Source organism: Pantoea sp. E2023-21, assembly GCF_051302795.1.
In the GTDB taxonomy this organism is placed as follows: Bacteria; Pseudomonadota; Gammaproteobacteria; order Enterobacterales; family Enterobacteriaceae; genus Pantoea; species Pantoea ludwigii_A.
Genome location: NZ_CP195344.1, coordinates 3,759,166 through 3,781,576 on the forward strand (window position 1 = coordinate 3,759,166; position 22,411 = coordinate 3,781,576).

At 58.0% G+C, this 22,411-nt stretch carries 17 protein-coding genes; 6 read left to right on the forward strand and 11 right to left on the reverse strand.

Annotated elements, in window-relative coordinates:
• Positions 1–124 precede the first annotated feature (124 nt).
• A complete protein-coding gene (gene cgtA / locus ACRQ84_RS17565) occupies positions 125–1,300 on the forward strand; it encodes an Obg family GTPase CgtA (RefSeq protein ID WP_064737745.1) in 1,176 nt (391 codons plus the stop codon).
• A gap of 42 nt (positions 1,301–1,342) precedes the next feature.
• Here cgtA and ACRQ84_RS17570 read toward each other — a convergent pair whose 3' ends face one another.
• Genes ACRQ84_RS17570 through ACRQ84_RS17590 form a run of 5 tightly spaced genes read right to left on the reverse strand, consistent with a single transcriptional unit; the run spans position 1,343 to position 6,196 of the window.
• Complete coding sequence (locus ACRQ84_RS17570) at positions 1,343–1,759, reverse strand: hotdog fold thioesterase (RefSeq protein WP_483816705.1); 417 nt, start codon at positions 1,757–1,759, stop codon at positions 1,343–1,345.
• A gap of 3 nt (positions 1,760–1,762) precedes the next feature.
• Positions 1,763–2,518 carry a 2,3-dihydro-2,3-dihydroxybenzoate dehydrogenase gene (gene dhbA / locus ACRQ84_RS17575; protein ID WP_064737744.1) on the reverse strand — a complete coding sequence of 252 codons (756 nt, stop codon included), beginning with the start codon at positions 2,516–2,518 and terminating at the stop codon, positions 1,763–1,765.
• Entirely contained in the window at positions 2,515–3,369 is an 855-nt protein-coding gene (locus ACRQ84_RS17580; protein ID WP_064737743.1) for an isochorismatase family protein, read from the reverse strand. Before ACRQ84_RS17580 ends, dhbA begins: the two co-directional genes overlap by 4 nt.
• A gap of 18 nt (positions 3,370–3,387) precedes the next feature.
• Complete coding sequence (locus tag ACRQ84_RS17585; RefSeq protein WP_064737742.1) at positions 3,388–5,004, reverse strand: (2,3-dihydroxybenzoyl)adenylate synthase; 1,617 nt, start codon at positions 5,002–5,004, stop codon at positions 3,388–3,390.
• Between the two features lie 10 nt (positions 5,005–5,014).
• Entirely contained in the window at positions 5,015–6,196 is a 1,182-nt protein-coding gene (locus tag ACRQ84_RS17590; RefSeq protein ID WP_064737741.1) for an isochorismate synthase, read from the reverse strand.
• A 176-nt stretch (positions 6,197–6,372) separates the two neighbouring features.
• Between ACRQ84_RS17590 and fepB the strand changes: the two genes are divergently transcribed.
• Complete coding sequence (gene fepB / locus ACRQ84_RS17595; protein WP_483816706.1) at positions 6,373–7,338, forward strand: Fe2+-enterobactin ABC transporter substrate-binding protein; 966 nt, start codon at positions 6,373–6,375, stop codon at positions 7,336–7,338.
• Here the strand turns inward: fepB and entS are convergent.
• The gene (gene entS, locus ACRQ84_RS17600; protein ID WP_483816707.1) at positions 7,333–8,583 is read right to left on the reverse strand and encodes an enterobactin transporter EntS; all 1,251 of its coding nucleotides are present in this window, start codon (positions 8,581–8,583) and stop codon (positions 7,333–7,335) included. The two genes, fepB and entS, sit on opposite strands and share 6 nt — an antisense overlap.
• A gap of 141 nt (positions 8,584–8,724) precedes the next feature.
• On the opposite strand from entS, the gene fepD reads away from it, so the two are divergent.
• Genes fepD through ACRQ84_RS17615 form a run of 3 tightly spaced genes read left to right on the forward strand, consistent with a single transcriptional unit; the run spans position 8,725 to position 11,488 of the window.
• Complete coding sequence (gene fepD, locus ACRQ84_RS17605; protein ID WP_483816708.1) at positions 8,725–9,714, forward strand: Fe(3+)-siderophore ABC transporter permease; 990 nt, start codon at positions 8,725–8,727, stop codon at positions 9,712–9,714.
• Positions 9,711–10,694, forward strand: a complete 984-nt coding sequence (gene fepG, locus ACRQ84_RS17610) for an iron-enterobactin ABC transporter permease (RefSeq protein ID WP_483816709.1) — start codon at positions 9,711–9,713, stop codon at positions 10,692–10,694. Before fepD ends, fepG begins: the two co-directional genes overlap by 4 nt.
• Complete coding sequence (locus tag ACRQ84_RS17615) at positions 10,691–11,488, forward strand: ATP-binding cassette domain-containing protein (protein ID WP_483816710.1); 798 nt, start codon at positions 10,691–10,693, stop codon at positions 11,486–11,488. The genes fepG and ACRQ84_RS17615 overlap by 4 nt, the downstream gene beginning before the upstream one ends.
• Before the next feature lie 70 nt (positions 11,489–11,558).
• On the opposite strand, the gene ACRQ84_RS17620 is transcribed toward ACRQ84_RS17615, so the two are convergent.
• Both ACRQ84_RS17620 and fes read right to left on the reverse strand, forming a co-directional pair.
• Complete coding sequence (locus tag ACRQ84_RS17620; RefSeq protein WP_483816711.1) at positions 11,559–15,470, reverse strand: enterobactin synthase subunit F; 3,912 nt, start codon at positions 15,468–15,470, stop codon at positions 11,559–11,561.
• A complete protein-coding gene (fes, locus tag ACRQ84_RS17625) occupies positions 15,455–16,684 on the reverse strand; it encodes an enterochelin esterase (protein WP_483816712.1) in 1,230 nt (409 codons plus the stop codon). Before fes ends, ACRQ84_RS17620 begins: the two co-directional genes overlap by 16 nt.
• A 259-nt stretch (positions 16,685–16,943) precedes the next feature.
• On the opposite strand from fes, the gene ACRQ84_RS17630 reads away from it, so the two are divergent.
• Positions 16,944–19,214, forward strand: a complete 2,271-nt coding sequence (locus ACRQ84_RS17630; RefSeq protein ID WP_483816713.1) for a TonB-dependent siderophore receptor — start codon at positions 16,944–16,946, stop codon at positions 19,212–19,214.
• Between the two features lie 6 nt (positions 19,215–19,220).
• Here ACRQ84_RS17630 and pmrB read toward each other — a convergent pair whose 3' ends face one another.
• From pmrB to dacB, 3 genes are read right to left on the reverse strand one after another with little or no spacing between them, the layout of a single operon-like run.
• A complete protein-coding gene (gene pmrB / locus ACRQ84_RS17635) occupies positions 19,221–20,282 on the reverse strand; it encodes a two-component system sensor histidine kinase PmrB (RefSeq protein ID WP_483816714.1) in 1,062 nt (353 codons plus the stop codon).
• On the reverse strand, positions 20,279–20,941 hold the full coding sequence (pmrA, locus tag ACRQ84_RS17640; protein ID WP_064737731.1) for a two-component system response regulator PmrA: 663 nt from the start codon (positions 20,939–20,941) through the stop codon (positions 20,279–20,281). Before pmrA ends, pmrB begins: the two co-directional genes overlap by 4 nt.
• Positions 20,941–22,374 carry a serine-type D-Ala-D-Ala carboxypeptidase gene (gene dacB, locus ACRQ84_RS17645; protein WP_176970222.1) on the reverse strand — a complete coding sequence of 478 codons (1,434 nt, stop codon included), beginning with the start codon at positions 22,372–22,374 and terminating at the stop codon, positions 20,941–20,943. The genes pmrA and dacB overlap by 1 nt, the downstream gene beginning before the upstream one ends.
• Positions 22,375–22,411: the final 37 nt, after the last annotated feature.

Consider the following 22,411-nt stretch of genomic DNA (forward strand, 5'->3'; position numbering starts at 1 on the left):
ACAATTTATGTACTCTTGGCTTTGCCAATCTTGTATTATCCGCCGTCGGTCAGCGCAGAAGACCCTGGCGGACCCGTTCGCGGCCTGCAAGCTGCCGTGAACGACAGCGTGACGGAGAAATAAAATGAAGTTTGTAGATGAAGCGACGATCCTTGCGGTCGCGGGTGATGGCGGCAACGGTTGCGTAAGCTTCCGCCGTGAAAAATATATTCCAAGAGGCGGCCCGGATGGCGGCGACGGCGGCGACGGCGGCGATGTGTATCTGTTGGCGGATGAAAACCTCAACACCCTGATCGATTATCGCTTTGAAAAGTCTTTCCGTGCCGAACGTGGCCAGAATGGCCAAAGCCGTGATTGCACCGGTAAACGTGGTAAAGACATTATCGTTAAAGTGCCCGTCGGTACGCGTGTGATTGACCAAGGCACGGGCGAGACGCTGGGCGACATGACGCGTCATGAGCAGAAGCTGATGGTGGCGAAGGGCGGTTGGCATGGACTTGGCAATACCCGCTTCAAATCATCGGTTAACCGCTCCCCACGTCAGAAAACCATGGGCACGCCAGGCGAAAAGCGTGACCTGCAGCTGGAACTGATGCTGTTGGCAGACGTTGGAATGCTGGGTCTGCCCAATGCCGGTAAATCGACCTTTATTCGTTCTGTATCAGCCGCTAAGCCAAAAGTAGCGGATTATCCGTTTACTACCCTGGTGCCAAGCCTTGGTGTGGTGCGAATGGATAACGAGAAGAGCTTTGTCGTCGCTGATATTCCTGGCCTGATTGAAGGCGCAGCGGATGGTGCGGGCTTGGGTATTCGCTTCCTGAAGCACCTTGAGCGTTGTCGCGTTCTGTTACATCTCATCGACATCGCGCCAATCGACGAATCTGATCCGGTCGAAAATGCCCGAATCATTCTTGGCGAGCTGGAAAAATACAGCGATAAGCTGTTCCAGAAGCCGCGCTGGTTGGTATTTAACAAGACTGACCTGCTGAGCCGTGAAGAGGCGGAAAGCCGCGCTAAGGCAATTGCAGAAGCGCTGGGTTGGGAAGATAAGTATTACCTGATCTCTGCCGCAAGCCGCGATGGCGTGACTGACCTGTGCTGGGATGTGATGAGCTTTATCATCGACAATCCTAAAGAAGCTGAGCTGGAAGAGAAGCAGCCGGAAAAAGTGGCCTTCATGTGGGATGACTATCACCGTGAAGCCATGGAAACGGCGCAGGAAGTTGAAGAAGATGATGATTGGGATGACGACTGGGACGAAGAGGACGACGAAGGCGTCGAAATCATTTACCAGCGTTAATCGCATAAGAGAAAGCGGCCAGATGGCCGCTTTTTTTACGCCTTAACCCAGCACCGCCACCGTCAATCGCGAGGTGCAGCACAGCTGATCGCGGGCGTTGCGGATCTCAATCTGCCAGCTCTGATTGCGCGCACCCAGGTGAAGTGGACGGCAAATTCCGCGTACTTCACCGCTGCTTACCGCACGATGATGGCTAGCGCTGACCTCAATTCCCACCACACTTTTCCCTTCCTCGATGCTGAGATAACCGGCAATCGATCCCATCGACTCCGCCAGTACCACAGAAGCGCCGCCGTGCAGCAGGCCAAACGGCTGCTGCGTGCGCGTATCCACCGGCATGGTGGCTTCCAGATAATCTTCGCCAATGACAGTAAACACAATGCCGACGTGTGCCACCAGCGAGTTCTCACCCATTTTATTCAGCGTTTCAAGATCGACCGTTCGTTTCCAGATTGCCATAACTTAGGATCCCAGCGTTGCGCCACCGTCGACCACAATATCCTGCAGTACCACGTGGCTGGCAAGATCCGAGGCGAGGAACATCACGTTAGCGACGATCTCCTGCGGTTTGGCGATCTTACGCAGTGGGATCCCTAATTTGTACTGATCCGGGAAACCGTTGATCATCTCCTGCTCGGCTTCCGGCGTATGCCACAGGCTGCGTTGCATATCGGTATCGGTGGAGCCCGGCGACACGATATTACAGCGCACGCCGAACGGTGCCATTTCTAACCCGACGGTTAAACACAAGCTGCGCAGCGCGGCCTTGGAAGCGCCATAGGCCGACATACCGAGACGCGGCGCATGCGCGGCGTTGGATGCGATGGTGACGATTGCGCCCGCACGCTGCTGGCGAAACACCGGCAAAGTTTGCTGGAACATATTGAACGCGCCACCGGCATTCACCGCCAGACAAGCCTGCCAATCTTCGAAAGAGAGTTCATCGGTGCTGCCGATGCGGAGGATGCCGGCACCGTTCACCAGCACATCCAGACGTGGCTGATCCGCCAGCAAATGCTGGCACACGGCTTTCACCTCGGCGGCATTGGCCACATCCAGCACCTGAGTGGTAAACGGATAGTCAGCCTGATCGAAACGCAGATCGAAGCCGATCACCTGTGCGCCGGCCTGATGAAAGCTCAACGCGGTATGATAACCAATGCCTTTGCCCGCGCCGGTGACCCAAACGATTTTTCCACTGAAATCAAAGGTATTCATTTGGCTGGCACCCGTGACAGCAGCGCCCACCAGCCATCGATGGTCGGATTTTTTGCCAGACTAACGAAATCGATATCGCTGTGCACCTGACGCCAGCGCGCCGCCAGCGCCATCACACGCACTGAATCCAGACCGTAATCGATCAGGTTCTCATCATCTTCCGGCACATCGTCATCTTCCAGCAGCGGCAGAATCAGCGCACGCAGATCGTCTTTGCTCAGCGGCAGCGGCATCAGATCGGCGGTCATCACCACTTTACCGCTGCGACCGGCAGTATAAGTCAGCGCCATCATGTGCTCTTCGCGCGTGAAGTCGGCCAGCGCATCCGCCACCATAAATGGCTGGATATTACGCATAAAGGCGTCGGTGGCGGTGGTGAGGCAGCCGATGTGTGCATAGACGCCGGTGATAATCAGCTGATCGCGCCCCATTTCCTGCAGGATCGATTCCAGCGGAGAACGTACGAAGGCGCTGTAACGCCATTTGGTGAGTACCTGATCGTCCTGATCTGGCGCCAGCGCATCAACGATTTTCTGCTGATCCGGATGCTTATTCAGGCCCGGTCCCCACATGTCGTTAAGCAGCGCGCGATCGGCGTCGCTCTGCTCATTCGGTTGGGCGGTATAGAACACCGGAATGCCCTGCGCTTTACAGTAGGCGCGCAGGCGCGCGATGTTCTCGACGACCTGGTTCACCAGCGGGCTATCTTCACCCCAGAAATTGAGGAAGTAAGCCTGCATATCGTGAATCAGCAGCGCGGCACGCTGGGGTTCCACTGCCCACTTCACTTTATTGGTTGGCAGTTCAGTCGCTGCAGGCAGCGCGTAAGAATTCAGTTTTGGAATAGCCATTGCAATCTCCGGAACAGGTCAGGCTTGCGCTTGTTGATCGGCAAGCTGTTGGCGTAAACGTTTTTTATCCACCTTGCCGACAGGCGTCAGCGGCAGGGCATCTACGCAGGTAATACGGTCAGGTAATTTGAACTCGGCCACGCCCAGCTCACGCAGATGGCGACGCAGCGCCACGGCTTTAAGCGGTTGGCTGGCGACAATAAAGGCGCAGCTCTTTTCGCCCATCAGCTCGTCGTTCATTGACACCAGCGCGGCGTGGATCACATCAGGATGACGCTGTAGCAGGTTTTCGATCTCTTCCGCAGCGATCTTCTCGCCACCACGATTGATCTGATCCTTTTCGCGCCCTTGCACGGTGATGTAGCCTTGCGCGTTGATCTCAATCAGATCGCCCGAACAGTAAAATCCGTTGGCATCGAAGCTGGCAGCGTTGTGTTCCGGGCTCTTGTAGTAGCCACGGAAGGTGTAGGGGCCACGCGTCATCAGGCGGCCAACGGTGCCGGTTGGCAGCGCATTGCCGTGCTCATCAGCAACCCACACTTCGTCGTCTTCAGAAATCGGACGGCCTTGCGTAGTGAGAATGGTTTCCTCATCGTCACCAAAGCGGGTGTAATTCACCAGCCCTTCGGCCATGCCGAACACCTGCTGCAACTGGCAACCGATTTCGGTCTGAATACGTGCAGCCAGCGTTTCGCCCAGTTTGGCGCCGCCCACCTGAATGCGCTGCAGCGAGGCCAGCTGTTTATTGCTGCCCCATTCCTGAATCGCCTGTAACCACAAGCTCACCGCAGGCGGCACTAAACCGGTATCGGTGACCTGATGCTTCTCAATCAGCGGGAAGCACAACGTGGCGCTGGGATCGGCGGCCAGAATCACCTGCCCACCGGCGTAGAACACGCCCAACGATCCGGGTGAGCTCATCGCAAAGTTGTGCGGTGCGGGCAGGGCGATAAGATAACGCGTTTCGGCGGTCACCTCGCAGATCTCATCACTGGCGCGAATGCTGTAGTAATAGTCATTATGCGTGCGTGGAATCAGCTTCGGTGTGCCGGTGCTACCACCGGAGAGCTGGAAAAACGCCACTTCATCGGCGGCGGTTGGCGACGCGACGAAATCCGCTGCGGCTTCCGCCATCAGCGCTTCCAGCGTGTTTTCCGGCTGATTGTCATTACGCAGAATGACCTGTTGTAGTGAAGGCTGCGCGGCGCACAGCGCGCTAATAAAGGTGTCGTCAGCAAACAGCGCGTGGGTGCGATCGGCAATCAGCAGTTTCGGCTCGATCTGCGCGGCATAGGCGCTCAGTTCGGTGCGCTGATGACTGAACAGCGCGAAGACTGATGCTACGCCGAGCTTGAACAGCGCAAACACCGTGACATAAAAATCGGCCACGTTGCCGAGTTGCACCAGCGCAGTATCACCGTTTTGCAGGCCACGACGCTGTAGCGCGGCGGCCAGGTTGCTGCTCAGTACATCCAATTCGCGATAGCTAATTTGACGATCGCCATCAATCACCGCAATGGCATCGTTGTGCTGATGGCGCGCCAAAATGTCGGTCATCGGCACATCCAGCCAGTAGCCTTTTTCACGGTAGCGCGCAGCCAGATCGTCCGGCCAGCGAGTATAGGGAATGCTCATGCTCTTTCCTTTATTGCAGTCCAAAGGCGCGCAACATGGTGTCCAGCTTCACGCCGGTTTCGCGCCACTCTGATTCGGGTTGTGAATCGGCAACAATGCCCGCGCCGGCAAACAGGCGCACGCGGGTGCCCTGTACGGTGCCGCAGCGGATGGTGACCACCCATTCGCCATTGCCCTCGCTATCGCACCAGCCAACGATGCCGCCGAACAATTGACGATCAAAAGGTTCCAGCTGCTGGATGAGCTGCTGCGCGCGTTGATGCGGGAAGCCGCTCAGCGCCGGGGTGGGATGCAGCAAGCAGGCCAGCGACAGCGCATTTTCGCGCTCATCCTGCGCTTCGCCATCGATTTGCGTGGCCAGATGCCACAGCGTGGCAGTGGTAATCAGCGAAGGAATGGTTGGCACCGACAGCAAACGGCTGCGCGGCTGCAACGTGTCGCGCATCGCGTCGGTCACTAGCTTATGCTCATGACGATCTTTGCGGGAATCCATTAGCGTTTCGCCAGCGGCGCGATCCTGCTGTGCATCGTCATGACTGCGCCGCGCCGAGCCCGCCAGCGGGCAAGAGCTAAAATCGCGCCCCTGTTTGCGCAGCATCAGTTCCGGACTGGCGCCAATCAGCGCACCGCCTTGCGGCAGCGGCAGATGGAAATGGTAGCTGTTGGGGTTCTGCGCAATCACGCGCTGCATCAGTGCTGCGGTATCAACCGGCTGTTCGGTAACGATATCCATCAGACGCGACAGCACCACTTTATCCAGATCGCCGCGCTGCGTGGCCGCCACCGCATCTGCCACCATCGTGGTAAACACATCGTGGTCCGGCACCGCGGTGCGACGACGCACCTGTGGCAGATCGCTGACGTTTTCCGGCAGCGCGTTTTGCAGGTCGACGCGATTAAACGTCTGATAGGATTCAGGAATAAACAGCGCAGCAGGCTGGCTGACGTCAAACGGGATCGCCCCGACCAGAATCGGATTATCGATGCCCTGTTTTTTCGCCGCCGCAAAGTGCTGCCGCAGCTGTAGTTGAAAATCACCATCAAGCGACGCAGCATCCTCTACCGGTGCAGTCACAGTGGTATAGCATCCTTGCGTTGCCAAACTACGCCACGGCGAGGTAAAGAGGAAACCACGGCTTAGCGCGGAATAATCCTTCAGCCAGGCATTTTCAAACGTGGAAGATTCCACCATAATTTTCACCTATAAATGATAAGATTATTAAGAATGATTATCATTTTTATTATGGGCCAGTAACCTACGTCGATTGGATAAACGTGTCAATCCATTCGCGGGATTTCACGCGCGTTTAGACGTAATCAGGCGCTGACGCTAAGCAGGGCAATATGCTAAAAAGTGGACCAAAACTTATGAATAAATGCGGTTTTTGGGGCCTTGCAGCCCTTATGTGTGTTTTCCAGATTTTCACCAACGTCGCGCATGCCGAGCAAGGCTGGCCGCGCACCGTGCAGGGCGCTAACGGATCGATCACGCTGAACAAAGCGCCGCAGCGCATTGTGTCGACCAGCGTTACGCTGACCGGATCGCTGCTGGCCATTGATGCGCCGGTGATCGCTTCCGGCGCGACGGCGCCGAACAGTCGCCTGGCTGACGATCAGGGATTCTTCCGCCAGTGGAGCGATGTTGCCAAAAAACAGCATCTTCAACGTTTATACATCGGTGAGCCGAATGCCGAAGCGGTTGCTGCGCAAGCGCCGGATCTGATTATTGTCAGCGCCACCGGCAACGATTCCGCCCTCAAGCTCGCCGACCAGTTTTCCGCCATCGCCCCGACGCTGGTGATCAATTACGACGACAAAAGCTGGCAGGATGTCGTCACGCTGTTAGGTCAGGCGACCGGTCATGACGCGCAGGCGGCGCAGCGCATTAACGCTTTCGACGACCGTGAGGCGGCGCTGAAAAAAGCCATCACGCTGCCGCCGCAGCCGGTCTCCGCCATGGTGTGGAACGGCGGCGGACGCGCCGTCAATCTGTGGACCGCCGCCTCGGCACAGGGCAAGTTGCTGGAACAGTTGGGCTTCACTCTGGCAGCGCCACCCGCCACGGTTGAGCAGGGGCACAGCATGGGTCAGCGTAAAGACATCATTCAGCTGTCGGGCGAAAATGTCGCCAGCGGCCTGACCGGTAAAACCTTCCTGCTGTTTGCTGCTGACGATAAAACCACGGCGTCGGTGCTGAGCAATCCGTTCCTCGCGCAAAACGCCGCGGTGCAAAACAAGCAGGTTTACGAAATGGGTGTCGATTCGTTCCGTCTCGATTACTACAGCGCCAGCAATTTGCTCGCGCGTTTGGAAAAGCTGTTCGTTAAATCATGATGCCTGTTCCGCCAGCGCTGGCGCTGGCGGATGGTAACGACGTAAACGCCCCATCACCCACCACATCACAATGCCCAGCAGCGCCGCCGCAAAGCCAAACACTGCGGCGGCCTGCGGTGGCAGCAGCCATGAACCCATTGCGCCAATCACCGCCGCACCAATCGCATCACCGGTCACGTTCTGCGCGGTCCACAAGCCGTTGATGCGGCCTAACAAATGATCCGGCGTTAATGCCTGAATCATCGCGTATTGCACCAGGCTGTTGATGGCGCTGAAGTAACCAAACGCCACCAGACAGGCTAACGCCAGCGGCAGATTCGGCATCAGGCTAAACAAACCCAACGCGATAAACGCCGCAATGGCGCTACCAAGCACCAGTTGTCCAGGACGCGCAGCGTGTTTCAGTTTACCGCTGGTGAACGCGCCGATCGCGGCCCCAAGCGGCACCGCGGCGTACATTAAGCCAAGCTGGTCAGCGCTCACTGACCAATGCGGTGCGAGAGAGGGATAGAGCACGCGCACCGCGCTGGCTAAGGTCACCAGCGCCCCAATCAGCGCCACCATGCCGACAATTGGACTGGCGAAGAGAAATTGCACGCCAGCCGCGAGGGATTTCAGCGGATGTTCACGCGGCTGCGGTGGAGGCGGCAAGGTGGGCAATTTCAGCAGCGTTAGCACGGTGAGCAGTGTACCGAATGCGGCAAGTGCGTAATTCCACATCACGCCGCCGTGGGCAATCACCAGACCGGCAATCGCCGGTGATAAAATCGAACCAAAGCGCACCGTTAACATGGTGATAGCGCCTGCCTGCATAATGTTTTCCCGACCCACCAGGGCCGGCGTCGCTGCCAGCAGCGCGGTGACGCCAATCGCGCCGAAGAAGCCATCCCAGAAGCCGAGCAGATAAACGGCGATTAATGAAGGTTCCGGCAGCGCGGCGTTGATCGCCAGTGCGATAAAGCCTAAGCCGCAGGTGGATCGGGCAAACAGGATCAGCTTCTTACGCTCATGGCGATCCGCTAATACGCCGCCGGTCAGCAGGCCGATAAACATGCCAGCAGCAGCCAGCGTCACCGCCAATCCCACCAGCAGCGGTGAATGGGTCAGGTGCTGAATCTGCACCGGCACCGCCACGGCAAGCATGCCGAGCGCGACAATCGAGATAAAACGCGCGATAAACACCGCGCGAAAAGCCGGATGGGTTTTCAGCAGCGAGAGATCGATAAAGTGGGAAGATTTGTTCATGTGTTCGCCTTATTGCACCAATTTTCCTCATCGTCCGCGAGGCGAGTCATGGTAACATAGCTAAACGCGAGTAATAACGATAACCATTATCAAGTTACATCGCGCATGCGACGACGTTGAACAGTGAAGGTTTAGAACGCTATGCGCCAGATTCGTGCATTAGCAGGCTCAGGGATTCTGCTCTTGCTCCTCATCGCGCTCAGCTTAATGCTGGGGGCAAAATCAATACCGCTTCCCGATGTATTTCATTCGCTTACCTCCAGCTGCAATAGCGCGGAGTGCGTGATTGTGCGCGACGCGCGCCTGCCGCGCACCTTGGCCGGTTTGCTGGCGGGCGTGGCGCTGGGGCTGGCCGGTGCGTTGATGCAGAGCCTCACGCGTAATCCGCTGGCCGATCCCGGCATTCTTGGCGTCAACGCCGGCGCAGGTTTCGCGGTGGTGATGGGTATTGCGCTGTTCGGTGCTGACTCTCCAGTGGATTGGCTGGGTTTCGCCTTTGGCGGTGCATTGTTGTCTTCATTGCTGGTGGCGATGACCGGCGCGATTGGCGGTGGGCGCGTCAATCCGGTGCGTCTTACCTTAGCGGGCGTGGCGCTGGGCGCGGTGCTGGATGGGTTAACCTCTGGTTTGTCGCTGCTCAATCCCGACATCTACGATCATCTGCGCTTCTGGCACAGCGGCTCGCTGGATATTCGCAATTTCGCCACGCTGCGCACGCTGTTCCCGGCGGTGCTGATCGGCAGTGTAGTCGCTATCGCGCTGTCGCAGGCGCTGAACAGTTTGAGTATGGGCGGTGACATGGCGACCGCGCTCGGTACGCGGGTGGCGCGCACCCAATTGCTGGGTCTGCTGGCGATTGCGCTGCTGTGCGGGGCAGCCACGGCGGCAGTGGGGCCGATTGCCTTTGTCGGTTTGATGACGCCGCACTTTGCCCGCTGGCTGGTGGGCAACGATCACCGCTGGATGCTGCCCGCAACTGCGCTGATCACCCCGATTCTGCTCCTCGCCGCCGATATTCTTGGACGCCTGCTGGTGGCGGGCGAGCTGCGGGTTTCCATCGTTACCGCGATGCTCGGTGCGCCAATGCTGATTGTGCTGGTGCGCCGTAAATTAGGCCGAGGTGCGCTATGACGCGTCGAGCCTGGTTACATACCTTGTGGCTGCTGTTCGCTTGTGGCTTGCTGGCATATTTAGCGATGACGCGCGGTGCATTGCCGATCAGCGGTGAACAAATCTGGCAAATTCTGCTCGGGCAGGGCGCCAGCAACGTCAAACTGATCGTGCTGGAGTGGCGCTTGCCACGCGTACTGATGGCGCTGCTGATTGGTGCGGCGTTAGGCATCAGTGGCGCGATTTTTCAGTCGCTGCTGCGTAACCCGCTGGGTAGCCCCGACATTCTTGGCTTTAACACCGGCGCGTACAGCGGCGTATTAGTCGCGCTGGTGCTGTTCAATCAAAGCGTCACGGCGATGACCGGCGCAGCGTTGATGGGCGGTATCGCCACGGCGGCGTTGGTTTATCTGTTTGCCTGGCGCAACGGCGTGGAGACCTTCCGTCTGATTATCGTCGGCATCAGCGTGCGTGCGCTGCTGATGGCGTTAAATTCATGGCTGATTATCAGCGCCTCGCTGGAGTCGGCGCTGAGTGCCGGCTTGTGGAGCGCCGGATCGCTCAACAGCATCACCTGGGCGAAAACCCCGCCGGTCATTGCGGTATTGCTGGTGGCGTTATTGCTGATGGCGTTGCTGGCGCGGCGGATGCGCTTGCTGGAGATGGGCGACGATACCGCCTGCGCGCTCGGCGTGCCGGTAGAGCGTAGCCGCATGTGGTTGATGCTGATTGGCGTGGTGCTCACGGCAGCGTCAACGGCGCTGGTCGGGCCGATTTCGTTTGTTGCGCTGCTGGCACCGCAGATTGCCCGCCGTCTGGGCGGCGGCGTTAAAGGCGCTTTGCCGCTGGCGGCGCTGTGCGGCGCGCTGTTACTGATTGCCGCAGACTTCGCCGCACAGCATCTGTTCCTGCCTTATCAATTACCGGTTGGCGTGATTACCGTCAGCCTCGGTGGACTTTATCTGATTGTTTTACTGGTGCGGGAGGCGCGACGCCAATGACTGATATCCCTTCACGTCTGCGCGGCGATGGCCTGACGCTGGGCTACGACAAAAAGGTGGTGGCAGAGAATCTGTCGGTGGCGATTCCGCAAGGTGAGCTGACGGTGATTATCGGTCCTAACGCCTGCGGAAAATCGACGCTGCTGCGCACGCTGAGTCGCCTGCATACGCCGCTGAAAGGTGAGGTATTGCTGGATGGTGCGGCGATTGCCGGCTATCCCACTAAAGAGGTGGCGCGGCGTCTGGGTCTGCTGCCGCAAAGTTCCAACGCGCCGGCGGGCATTAGCGTCACCGAGTTGGTGGCGCGCGGACGTTATCCACATCAGGCGTTATTTGGGCGCTGGCGTGCGGAAGATGAAGCGGCGGTACAGAGCGCGATGCGAGCCACCGGCGTGGCCGATTTGGCTCAACAATCGGTGGATACCTTATCGGGCGGGCAGCGTCAGCGCGTGTGGATTGCCATGGTGCTGGCGCAGGAAACGCCGCTGCTGCTGCTGGATGAACCCACCACCTGGCTGGACATCACCCATCAGATTGAGCTGCTGGAGCTGATGCAGGAGCTGAATCAACAGCATGGACGCACGCTGGTGGTGGTGCTGCACGATCTCAATCACGCCTGTCGCTATGCCACGCATTTGATCGCGATGCGTTACGGGAAGATTGTCGCCGAAGGGAAGCCGTCGGAGATCGTGACGCCCGCGTTGATCGAGCAGGTGTATGGCTTGCGCTGCGTGATTGTGGAAGATCCGGTGGCACATACGCCGATGATTGTGCCGTTGGGGCGCGGAGGATAATCAAGATTGCGCGATAAATCGCGCCGCTACGAATATGTTCATTATTCCGTAGCGGCGCAATTTATTGCGCTTATTGCAATATATCCCTGAGCAGCGGTCCAATCTGCTCAAACATCTGTGGTGAAATGATCTCGACGTGGGCGCAATCCATCGGCCACACCTGCAGTTCGCCCACATACGGCGCCCAGGCGCGACGTGCATCCTGGCCTGGCTGCTGCGTCTGTTCAGCGAGGAACAGCGTGGCACGACCGTTGAAACGGGCGCTGCGTGCCGTTGCCAGCAGACGCACCGAACTGGCGTAGTTGGCCTCAATGGTGTCGAACATCGCGCGCATCTCTTCGCCGGCTTGATGGCGCTGCGCGGCGATAAACTGCTCGCGTTCACGGTTCACTTCTTCCAACACCGCGGGATCCAGCATATTCTCGCCGCGTTTCTCATCCCAGTTCTGCGTTTCTGGTGGCCAGGTATCCAGCAAGCCGAGGAACGCCACTTTTTCACCCGCCGCTTCCAGCCGCGCCGCAATACCTTGTGCCAGCGTGCCGCCCAGCGAATAGCCAAGGAAATAATAAGGTCCGTGCGGTTGCACCTCGCGCAGGGTTTGCAGATGGGCATCGCAGACTTCATCCAGATGCGCGCTTTGATTCAGCGGGCTGTTGGGATCGGGCGACTGAATGCCCATCAACGACCACGACTTATCGAGATAACGTTGCAGGATGCTGAACTGCCAGGCAAAACCGGAAGCGGGATGGAAGCAGAACAGTGTCGGGCCGTTGCTCTGACGCAGCGGCAGCACCGCTTCGAAGCCAGCCTGCTGATGTGATTGTGCATTACTGAGCAGCGTGGCCAGCTTCTCTACCGTCGAGGCCACCATAATCTGCCCCACCGAGACCGGCTGTTGCAGCTCACGACGCAGTTGCGCTGCCAGGCGCATCGCCAGCAGCGAATGACCGCCGAGGGCAAAAAAGTCATCCTGCGCGCTGATTGCCTCACGCGCCAGCAGCTTACAGAAGGCGTTTGCCAGGTTAGTTTCCAGTCCAGCATGCGGCGCGCGGCCTGTGCTCACGCCAGCGGATTCGGGTAGCGGTAACGCTTTGCGATCCAGCTTGCCATTGCTGCTGAGTGGGAAGGCGTCGAGTTGCACAATCGCCACCGGCACCATATGCGCCGGCAAGCGCTGCGCCAGCGCCTGACGTAATGCTTCACCATTAACCGGCTGCTCAGCAATCACATAACCGACCAGCTGACGCGCATCACCTTGCGCCGCTGCAGCGCCAAGCACTACCGCGTGTGTGACCGCTTGTTCAATACCCGGCTGCGCGCTGAGTACATGATCGATTTCATTCAGTTCGATGCGCTGACCGCGAATCTTCAACTGATCGTCGCTGCGGCCGAGATATTCCACTGCACCGTTATCCAGCCAGCGCGCCACGTCGCCGGTAAGATACATGCGCTCGCCGGAACTGAAAGGATCGGCGATAAAGCGGCTAGCCGTCAGGTCAGGACGCCCCAGATAACCCTGCGCCAGCTGTACGCCGGTTAAGTAGAGATCGCCCGCCACGCCCGGCGGCACCGGTTGCATGCGGGCATCGAGGATGCGCAGGCCGGTATTCCACACCGGGAAGCCAATCGGCACGCTGGCACCTTCGACGGCGGCCAATGCCGCACCAAACGCCGGATACCAGCTGACATCCACCGCGGCCTCAGTTGGGCCATACAGATTGTGCAGTGGCACTTGCGTCAGTTTTTCCCACTCGCGCGACAAATCGGTCGGCAGCGCTTCACCGCTGCAGAACACGTTACGCAGGCTGGCGCAGCAGGCAATCGCCGGTTGATCATTAAGGGCCGCGACAAAGGCCGCCAGCATTGAGGGTACGAAATGCGTGGTGGTGACTTTGTAGCGGGCAAACAGCTGCTGCAGCGCCTCGGGATCGCGGTGGGCCTCTGGCGGTGCCATCACCAACTGCGCGCCAACCAGCAGCGGCCAGAAGAATTCCCACACTGAAACGTCGAAGCTGCTCGGGGTTTTCTGCAACACCACGTCATCGGCTTGCAGCGGGTAGCGATCCTGCATCCATAACAGGCGATTGACGATGGCTTCATGCCCCACCAGCACGCCTTTGGGGCGACCGGTCGAACCCGAGGTGTAAATAATGTAGGCCGCATCCTGCGGCGTCGGCGTGCTGGCCGGTGGCGGCGCATCGAGGTTGCGATAAAGCGCATCAAAATGCAGCTGATTAACCGGCGCGATGGCGCTAAAGCGTGCGCTGAGCGCTGCGCAGGTGATCAGCGTTGTCGGCGCGGCATCGTCCAGCATCAGCTGCAATCGCTCGTCTGGATAACCGGTATCAAGCGGCAGATACGCCGCGCCGAGCGAAACAATCGCCTGCAGCGCCAGTGACAGCTGTACGCAGCGCGGCAGCGCCACCGCAACGATATCGCCGCGCTGCACGCCGGCGGCGCTGAGATCGGCTGCCAGCGCAAACACCTGTTGCTGCATCTCCCGATAGCTCAGCTGGTGCTGCGCATCAGCCAGCGCCGGTGCATCGGGCGTGCATGTCGCCTGCTGCGCTAACAGGGAAGCGAGCGTTTCTGCCGGCAGCGGATAGGCGGTGTGGTTGATCGCGGCAATCTGCGCGTGCTCATCGGCAGTGAGCAGATCGAGTTCACTACACGGACGTTGCGGCTGTTCAGCCAGTTGATTCAGCAGCAGAGCAAAACGGCTGGCGTGACGCTGCAAAGTTTGTGCGCTGTAGCGTTCGGCATTGGCCAGCAGCTCCAGCGTCAATTCACCGTGCTCGCTGATATAAATGGCGATTTCGAGATCGCGCACCGGCCCGGATGCCAGTTGATGCGTGATGCCTTCTACCCCGGCGAAATCGAGCTGGTAATCAAACATCTTCAGGTTGATCACTGGACCGTAAAGCGGATCGGCATCACCAAGGCGGCCCAGATCGCGCTGTACCTGTTCGGCGTCATAGCGCTGATGACGGCGCATTTTTTTCACTTCGCCTGCCAGCTGTGCGGCAAGGGCGCTAAGCGGCTGCGTCGGATCGTAATGTACCGCCATCGGCAACACGTTGATCACCGGACCGGTGGCGCACAAGGCGGCTGAGCCGATGCGACGCATAAAGATAAAACCGGCGGCAAAGTCGTTTTGCCCGCTAAGACGCGCCAGCCACAGCGCCACCAGCGCGAAGGCGAGATCGGCGGCGCTGGCGTGCGGATGCTGCTGCACCAGCGTCTGGAAGGTGCTGCGCTCCAGCGTCACGCTGTGGCGCAGCAGATCGGTGCTGGCGTGCTGTCCGGCGAGCGGCAGCGGTGAGAGCGAAGCCGGTGAGGGCAGCGCCGCGCCTTTTTCGCGCCAGAACTGACTGTCACGCGCGAAAGAGGAGGATTCGCGGTAGCGCTGATACTCTTCCACGACGTCGCTAAACGGGATAAACGGCGTTGGCTCTGCCGCCTGCTGGCGTACCGCTGCGCTGTACAGGTTAGCGATGCGGCGCGTCAGTGCGGTAAAGCTGAAACCATCCACCACCAAATGGTGATAGCGCTGATACCAGAACCAGTGTTGATCGCCGAGGCGGAATAGGCGGTGATGCCATAGCTTTGCACCGCTCAGCACGCGCAGATCGCCGTTCATATCATCGCGCATCAGCGCGCGCGCGGTCGCTGGCGCATCGGCCTCACCCCGTAAATCGACAATCTGCGGCAGGCTAAAGGATTGTGGCTGCGGCCACTGTAACGCTTCGCCTTCTACCTCGCCAAAGGCCATGTTCAGCGTGTCGGCTTCCTGCATGCCCGCGACGATCGACTGAGCCAAAAGGGCGCTGTCAATATCACCGCGCAGTTCGACAAAGTGCGCCACCGCATAGGCGTTGTGGTGCGGTGACAGCTGATCGGCAATCCAGATGCCGGGCTGTGCCGCGACTAACGGCAAGGTTTGTTGGTCGGTCATAGGCTTATTCTTCAGGGATTCGGACATGAATGCTCCGGTTTGCTCCACAGCGCTTGTAGACCACTCAGCAGGCCGCCGCGCCAACAGAGCGCGTCATGGCCGCCTTCCACCGGCAGGTAATTCACCTGATAACCGGCGGCGTTAAGCTGCTGTTGCAGTTGTTGATTAGCTTGCAGAATCAAGCCTTCGCGTTTACCCGCTTCGAGCCAGAAACGCAGCGGTTGGCGCGGCGCAAGACCGTTATCCAGCGCCTGCAGTAGCCAGCCGTGCGGATTGCCGCGTTCCGGCCACCAGAAGGAGCCGGATAAGCTGAGCGCATTGCCAAAGGTTTCCGGCCAGTGCAGCGCCGCATACACCGAAGCCAAACCGCCAAAGCTTTGTCCGGCGACGATGGTGCGATCCGCCTGCTGGCGATAAGGCGTTGAGAGCGCAATCTGCGGTAACAGTTCTTGCTGGATAGCTTGCCAAAACTGTGGGTTGCACGGCAGCTCGCGGCTGCGGTGCTCGCGGTCGATGATGTCGATAAACACATACACCGCCGGTGGTAAGGTGCCAGCGTCGGTGAGCTGCTGTAGCGGCCCGGCAATCGGCATGCTGTGCGCCCAGAATTGCCCATCAAGTAGGATGGCCAGCGGTCGCTGTGCAGGATTAGCCTCGCCGGTGGTGTAAGTCCACACGGTGCGGCTGTTGCCCAATATTGCGCTATTCCATTGCTGCTGTTGCAGTTCAATGGCTGGCGCGGTGCCTTGATCTATCGCTTGCCACACCTGTTGATTGGGCGCGTGGGGCAGATGTAGCGGCGATACGCCCATGCCGCGGCCACCGGACCAGCCACGTAAGGTGTTCAGTGGATCGGCCTGCGCGGTAGGGAATTTGTCGCGCCACCACGTGCGCAGTGAGGACATGTCGGCTTCACCGGAGAAGTCAGTGGCCTGCTCATCGGGCATCAAACAGTAACTGCCGCGCCAGTTGGCGGGCAGCGCGGTCTGCCAATACCAGACGTTGGTGCCTGCCACGCGCATCAATGATTGCGGCGGGCGGCGCTGGTGGTGATCGGTAACGCCAGTAATGTTGATCCACACGCGCTGGGTCGACGATTGTGTTTCATCGCCTTGCGGGTCACGCCAGAAGAAGGTGACCTGACATTGGCCATCGTCTGCTAACTCAATGCGGGGAATGCCTTGGGATTGTTGCGCCTGCCACCAGGCTTCACTGCCGGTTACATCATTTCGCCAGGTCATAGGGCTGCCAGTCGGTGTTTACGCGGAGATTTACATAAGCTTGATGAATAATACTATTGATAATAATTTGCATTTGCAATAGGGTGGCTGCGCTCAAAAATGAGCACGCTCGTTCCGCCTGATGCTTACCGTTCGGTAAGGTTGCGCTACGGAGGGTTTGAAGGGTCTGGAACGAGGCGCGATAGGAACAGGGATCTTCTCACCGGCGCGCCAGTTAAGCCTGTTGCGGCTTTTTCTGGCCATCCAGGAACGCAAAAAAATGAAAAAGCATTCACGGTTATCTGTAGCCATTTTAATTGAACTGGGGCTCAGCGCCTCACTGCTCTCTGGCGGCGCCTGGGCAGCGGACACTTCTTCCAGCAAAACCTCAGCCAGTTCGACCGACGCTCAATCCATTGACGGCGGTACCTTGATGGTCACCGCGCAGCAGCAGAACCTGCAAGCGCCGGGCGTCTCCACCATCACCGCCGACGAAATCAAAAAACATCCGCCCGCGCGTGATGTGTCAGAAATTATCCGTACCATGCCGGGCGTTAACCTGACCGGTAACTCCACCAGCGGCCAGCGCGGCAATAATCGCCAGATCGACATTCGTGGCATGGGCCCGGAAAACACCTTGATCATGGTGGATGGTATGCCGATCACCAGCCGCAACTCAGTGCGTCTTGGCTGGCGTGGTGAGCGTGATACGCGCGGCGATACCAATTGGGTGCCGCCGGAGATGATCGATCACATTGACGTGATTCGCGGACCCGCAGCGGTGCGTTACGGCAACGGCGCGGCGGGCGGCGTGGTGAATATCATCACCAAAAAACAGACCGATCAGCAGTGGCACGGTTCATGGAACACCTATTACAACGTGCCGGAACACAAAGCGGAAGGCGCTACCAGACGCACCAACTTCAGTCTCGAAGGGCCGTTGGGCGATGATTTCAACTTCCGTTTGTACGGCGGTTTAGCCAAAACGCAGGCAGATGCTTACGACATTAACGAAGGGCATGCGGCAGCGCGCACCGGCACCTATGCGGGCAGTTATCCATCGGGGCGTGAAGGCTCGGTCAATAAAGACATCAATGCCTTGCTAAGCTGGGCGTTTGCGCCAATGCAAACGCTGGAACTGCAGGCTGGCTTCAGCCGTCAGGGCAATCTGTATGCGGGTGATACCCAGAACACCAACACCAGCGCGCTGGTGAAAAGTCTGTATGGCGATGAAACCAACCGCTTATATCGCCAGAACGTCTCATTGAAGTGGACCGGCGCATGGGATAACGGCGTCAGCACCAATACCTACGCGCGTTATGAGAAGACGCGTAACTCACGCATTAACGAAGGTTTAGCGGGCGGCACCGAAGGCATCTTCTCCAACAGCAATTTCAACACCATTCAGCTGGATGACGTGCTGCTGCACAGCGAAGTCAGTATTCCGTTTGAACTGTTATTTAATCAAACTGCGACTCTGGGTACCGAATGGAACCAGCAGCGCATGAAAGATGGATCGTCAACCGCGCAGGCGGCGAGCTACGGTTCGGTGCCAGGCATCGACAACACCGGCCGCAGCCCTTATTCGCAGGCGGAGATTTTCTCGCTATTTGCTGAAGACAATATGGAGCTGACCGATAGCACCATGCTGACGCCAAGCCTGCGTTTTGATCATCACTCGATTGTCGGCAATAACTGGAGCCCGTCTCTCAACCTGTCGCAAGGTTTGGGGGATGATTTCACGCTGAAGATGGGCATTGGCCGCGCGTATAAAGCGCCGAGCCTGTATCAAACCAACCCGAACTATCTGCTGTACAGTAACGGTCAAGGTTGCGCGGCCAGCACTGGCGCCTGTTATCTGCAGGGTAACAGCGATCTGAAAGCGGAAAACAGCATTAACAAAGAGATTGGGCTGGAGTGGAAACATCAGGGTTATCAGGCCGGTTTGACCTGGTTCCGCAACGATTACCGCAACAAGATTGAAGCCGGTTACGCGCCTGCGAGCAAAGCCTCTAATGGCACCACGGATATTTATCAATGGGAAAACGTACCGAAAGCAGTGGTTGAAGGACTGGAAGGCACCGTCAACGTGCCGTTCTCTGACAGCGTGACGTGGAACAACAACTTCACCTATATGCTGCAGAGCAAGAACAAAGAGACCGGCGATCGTTTATCGGTGATTCCTGAGTACACGCTGAATTCGACGCTGAGCTGGCAGGCTACGCAGGATCTTTCGCTGCAAACCACGTTGACCTGGTACGGCACGCAAACGCCGAAGAAGTATGATTACAAAGGCAATGCTTCGACCGGCAGCGCGATCGACAAAGTGAGTCCGTACTCAATTATCGGCATGAGCGGCACTTACGATATCAACAAGTACGCCAGCGTAACTTTAGGTATCGATAATCTTTTCGATAAACGTCACTATCGCGAAGGTAATGCACAAACCACCGGTAACGCCAACACCAACTCGTATCTGTATGGCGCGGGCGCCAACACTTACAACGAATCCGGGCGTACCTACTTTATGAGCCTGAATACCCACTTCTAACGGCATTTAGCCAATCAGTTGATGCGGTAAATAGCAGCGGGCAATCAGCCCGCTGCAATCTTCACGGTTCACCAACTCCAGCCTGCCGCGATGCATCTGTACGATGCGCAGCACAATATTCAAACCCAAACCGCTGCCGCCATAACGCTGATCGCGACGACGAAACGCCTGCGTCAACTCTTCGGCTGCGGTGGCTTCAATGCCCGGACCTTGATCCCACACTTCGATAATCACCTGCTGCTTGTCCTGCTGCATCTTTACCGCAACTTCGCTGCCTTCCGGGCTATAGCGCGAGGCGTTTTCCAGCAGATTGCGCAGCATCAGACGTAGCAACACCGCTTCACCTTGCTGCGGGACATCGTGGTTCTGCGGCCAGTGCAGTTTTTGCTGACGCTGGAGATACATCTCCGCCATTTCTGGCTCCAGCGGCTGCATGATGTCTTTCTGCCACAGCAACTGCTGATAGTGACCGCCCGCCAGCGCTTGCCCCGCGCGCGACAGCATCAGCAACTGTTCAACGGTGTGCATCAGCTGATCGATGCGTTCAATCAGCATTTCGCTCTGCGGCACGTTTTGCTGATGCAGCAGCTCAAGATGCAGGCGCAATCCGGCCAGCGGCGTGCGCAGCTCGTGCGCCGCGTCGGCGGTGAATAATCGCTCCTGTTGCAGCGTGTGATCGAGGCGTGAAAACAGATGGTTGATCGAGGTCGTCACCGCTACGATCTCATCCATCTCGGAGTAGATCGGCAACGGCGTCAGGTTATCCGCTGAACGGTGCGCCAGGCTGTCTTGCAGGGATTTCAGTGGACGGATAATCCAGTTAATCGCCCAAAACGACAGCAGTAAGGTGAGGGCGACCATCACTAACGACGGTAGCAGCAACGAGGCAATCGCTTCGCGAATCTCATTCTCGACACGATCGTTACGCGCCTGGGCGGAGAGCGTTTCGTTGACTAAAAAACTGATCTGCTCGCGGCTTTCGTGCCACAGCCAGATGGCGCTCATCACCTGACAGGTGAGGAGAATCAGCGCCAGCATGATCAGTAACCGCTGACGCATGCTGTTCATTCGCGGATTTCCAGGCGGTAACCAACGCCGCGCACGGTTTTGATGCGATCTTTCCCGAGCTTGCGGCGTAAATTGTGGATGTGAACTTCGAGGGTGTTGGAACCGGGATCGTCATTCCAGCTATAAAGATCCTGCTGCAGCGTTTCACGGTGCACGTTTTGTCCCACGCGCATTAACAAGCGGGTGAGAAGCGCGAACTCTTTCGGCGTAATCTCCAGTGGAATGCTTTCCAGCAGCACCTGCTGTGAACTGAGATTAAGCGTCAGATCGCCCTGTTGCAGCAGGTTATCGCTGTGGCCTTGATAGCGGCGGATCAGCGCCCGTACACGCGCCTGCAGCTCAACCAGCGCAAACGGCTTGACCAGATAATCATCGGCCCCAGCATCCAGACCATCGACGCGATCCTCCAGCGCATCGCGCGCCGTGAGGATCAACACCGGCACCGCAATGCCGTCGCGCCGCCATTGTCGCAGCAATGAAGCGCCATCGCGATCCGGCAAGCCGAGATCGAGCACGATCAAGCTGTACTGACCGCTACGCAGCAACGCATTGCTCTCCGCGGCAGTGCTGGCGCAGTCAATAGCGTAACCTTGCGAACTGAGCGCCTGCGCAAGGCCGGATTGCAACAGCGTATCATCTTCAACAATGAGCAGTTTCATCAGTTGTTCTTGTTGATATCCGTATAGAGGCGGCTCTCAAAACGTACCAGCGGAATACGGCGCGTTTTCTGATCTTCCGGCGGCACAGCATAGCCGGACAGGAACTGGACAAAGGCTACGCGCGCACCGCTGGAAGTGGTGATGAATCCTGCCAGATTATAGACGCCCTGCAGCGAACCGGTTTTCGCCGACACTTTGCCATCCAGTCCCGCTTCATGCAGTCCGCCACGATATTGCAGTGTGCCGTCATAACCGGCCAGCGGCAGCATCGAAATGTAATTTAGCGTCGAATCATTTTTCGCAATGTATTGCAGCACCTGCATCATGGTATCTGGCGCGATCAGGTCATGACGCGAAAGCCCAGAGCCATCAACCTGAATGCTGTTACCGAGATCGACGCCGGCTTTCTCACGCAGGATGCGACGTACCGCATCCGAACCGGCGCGGAAGGTGCCCGGCACATTGAAGTAGTGATGGCCAATAGTGCGGAACACGGTATCGGCAATCATGTTGTCCGATTTCTTCAACATGGTGTGCAGCAGCGTATGCAGCGGCGCAGATTGTGTTGAAGCCAATACGGTACCCGGCGATGTGACTTGCGCCTGGCGGACCAGATGACCGCTGTAATCAATATCGGCGGCGCGCAGCTCGGCCTTTAGAATCTCACCGGCCCACGCAGCACCATCCTGTACGGCAAACGCCAGCGGCAGCGGTTCGGAACGCTGGCGCATACAGCCGGTTAAGGTGTAGCGATTGAGCTCGCCTGGCACCACATCCAGTTCGCAATATTGCCCGTCACCGCTGTTACGACCGATGGTGCGCACCTGGCTGAACATGTGGGCGGGATAATACGACGCGATGCGCACGAAGGCATTTTCGCCCGGCGTGTTGGCGCTATACAGCGAAACAGAGAAGCAGTTTTTATCAACAATCGCCGCAGCAGGTGGCGCACTGAAGCACTGCGTCAGGTCATTCCACGGCCAGCCGGGGGCCATATCGTGGCTGGCGAATACCGAGGTGTCGATCACCAGATTGCCTTTGATATGGGTGATGCCCTGCTTTTTCAGCGCCGCGACCATATTGCGTAGATCCTGACGGCTCAACGTTGGATCGCCGCCAAAGCGCGCCACCAAATCGCCATTCAAGGTGCCATCGTTAACTGCACCCTTGGTCTCCATGGTGGTCTGGAAACGGAAATCGGGCCCGAGCTCTAACAAGGCCGCCAGCGCTGTCACCACTTTCATGGTGCTGGCCGGTAACGCCATCTGCTTGCCGTGATAATCGATTATCGGGGTGGATGCGCCCACTTTTTGTACCATCAGCGCCAGGTTTGCGCCGTCTGGCAAATACTGCATGTATTCTTCAACGGGAGCTGCTTGTGCCTGCAGCATAAACGCACAGGTTAATCCGGTAACAAGTCGTGAAAATCGCATAATCTCGCGGTAACTGACGGGTGAAGGCGTCAATACT

Coding starts and splice junctions, on each gene's coding strand:
- ACRQ84_RS17590 (WP_064737741.1), bottom strand. CDS start 6,196: ATGGTGGAATCTTCCACGTTTGAAAATGCCTGGCTGAAGGATTATTCC.
- dhbA (WP_064737744.1), bottom strand. CDS start 2,518: ATGAATACCTTTGATTTCAGTGGAAAAATCGTTTGGGTCACCGGCGCG.
- dacB (WP_176970222.1), bottom strand. CDS start 22,374: ATGCGATTTTCACGACTTGTTACCGGATTAACCTGTGCGTTTATGCTG.
- ACRQ84_RS17620 (WP_483816711.1), bottom strand. CDS start 15,470: ATGTCCGAATCCCTGAAGAATAAGCCTATGACCGACCAACAAACCTTG.
- fepB (WP_483816706.1), top strand. CDS start 6,373: ATGAATAAATGCGGTTTTTGGGGCCTTGCAGCCCTTATGTGTGTTTTC.
- pmrA (WP_064737731.1), bottom strand. CDS start 20,941: ATGAAACTGCTCATTGTTGAAGATGATACGCTGTTGCAATCCGGCCTT.
- fes (WP_483816712.1), bottom strand. CDS start 16,684: ATGACCTGGCGAAATGATGTAACCGGCAGTGAAGCCTGGTGGCAGGCG.
- ACRQ84_RS17570 (WP_483816705.1), bottom strand. CDS start 1,759: ATGGCAATCTGGAAACGAACGGTCGATCTTGAAACGCTGAATAAAATG.
- ACRQ84_RS17580 (WP_064737743.1), bottom strand. CDS start 3,369: ATGGCTATTCCAAAACTGAATTCTTACGCGCTGCCTGCAGCGACTGAA.
- entS (WP_483816707.1), bottom strand. CDS start 8,583: ATGAACAAATCTTCCCACTTTATCGATCTCTCGCTGCTGAAAACCCAT.
- pmrB (WP_483816714.1), bottom strand. CDS start 20,282: ATGAACAGCATGCGTCAGCGGTTACTGATCATGCTGGCGCTGATTCTC.
- fepD (WP_483816708.1), top strand. CDS start 8,725: ATGCGCCAGATTCGTGCATTAGCAGGCTCAGGGATTCTGCTCTTGCTC.
- ACRQ84_RS17630 (WP_483816713.1), top strand. CDS start 16,944: ATGAAAAAGCATTCACGGTTATCTGTAGCCATTTTAATTGAACTGGGG.
- fepG (WP_483816709.1), top strand. CDS start 9,711: ATGACGCGTCGAGCCTGGTTACATACCTTGTGGCTGCTGTTCGCTTGT.
- ACRQ84_RS17615 (WP_483816710.1), top strand. CDS start 10,691: ATGACTGATATCCCTTCACGTCTGCGCGGCGATGGCCTGACGCTGGGC.
- ACRQ84_RS17585 (WP_064737742.1), bottom strand. CDS start 5,004: ATGAGCATTCCCTATACTCGCTGGCCGGACGATCTGGCTGCGCGCTAC.
- cgtA (WP_064737745.1), top strand. CDS start 125: ATGAAGTTTGTAGATGAAGCGACGATCCTTGCGGTCGCGGGTGATGGC.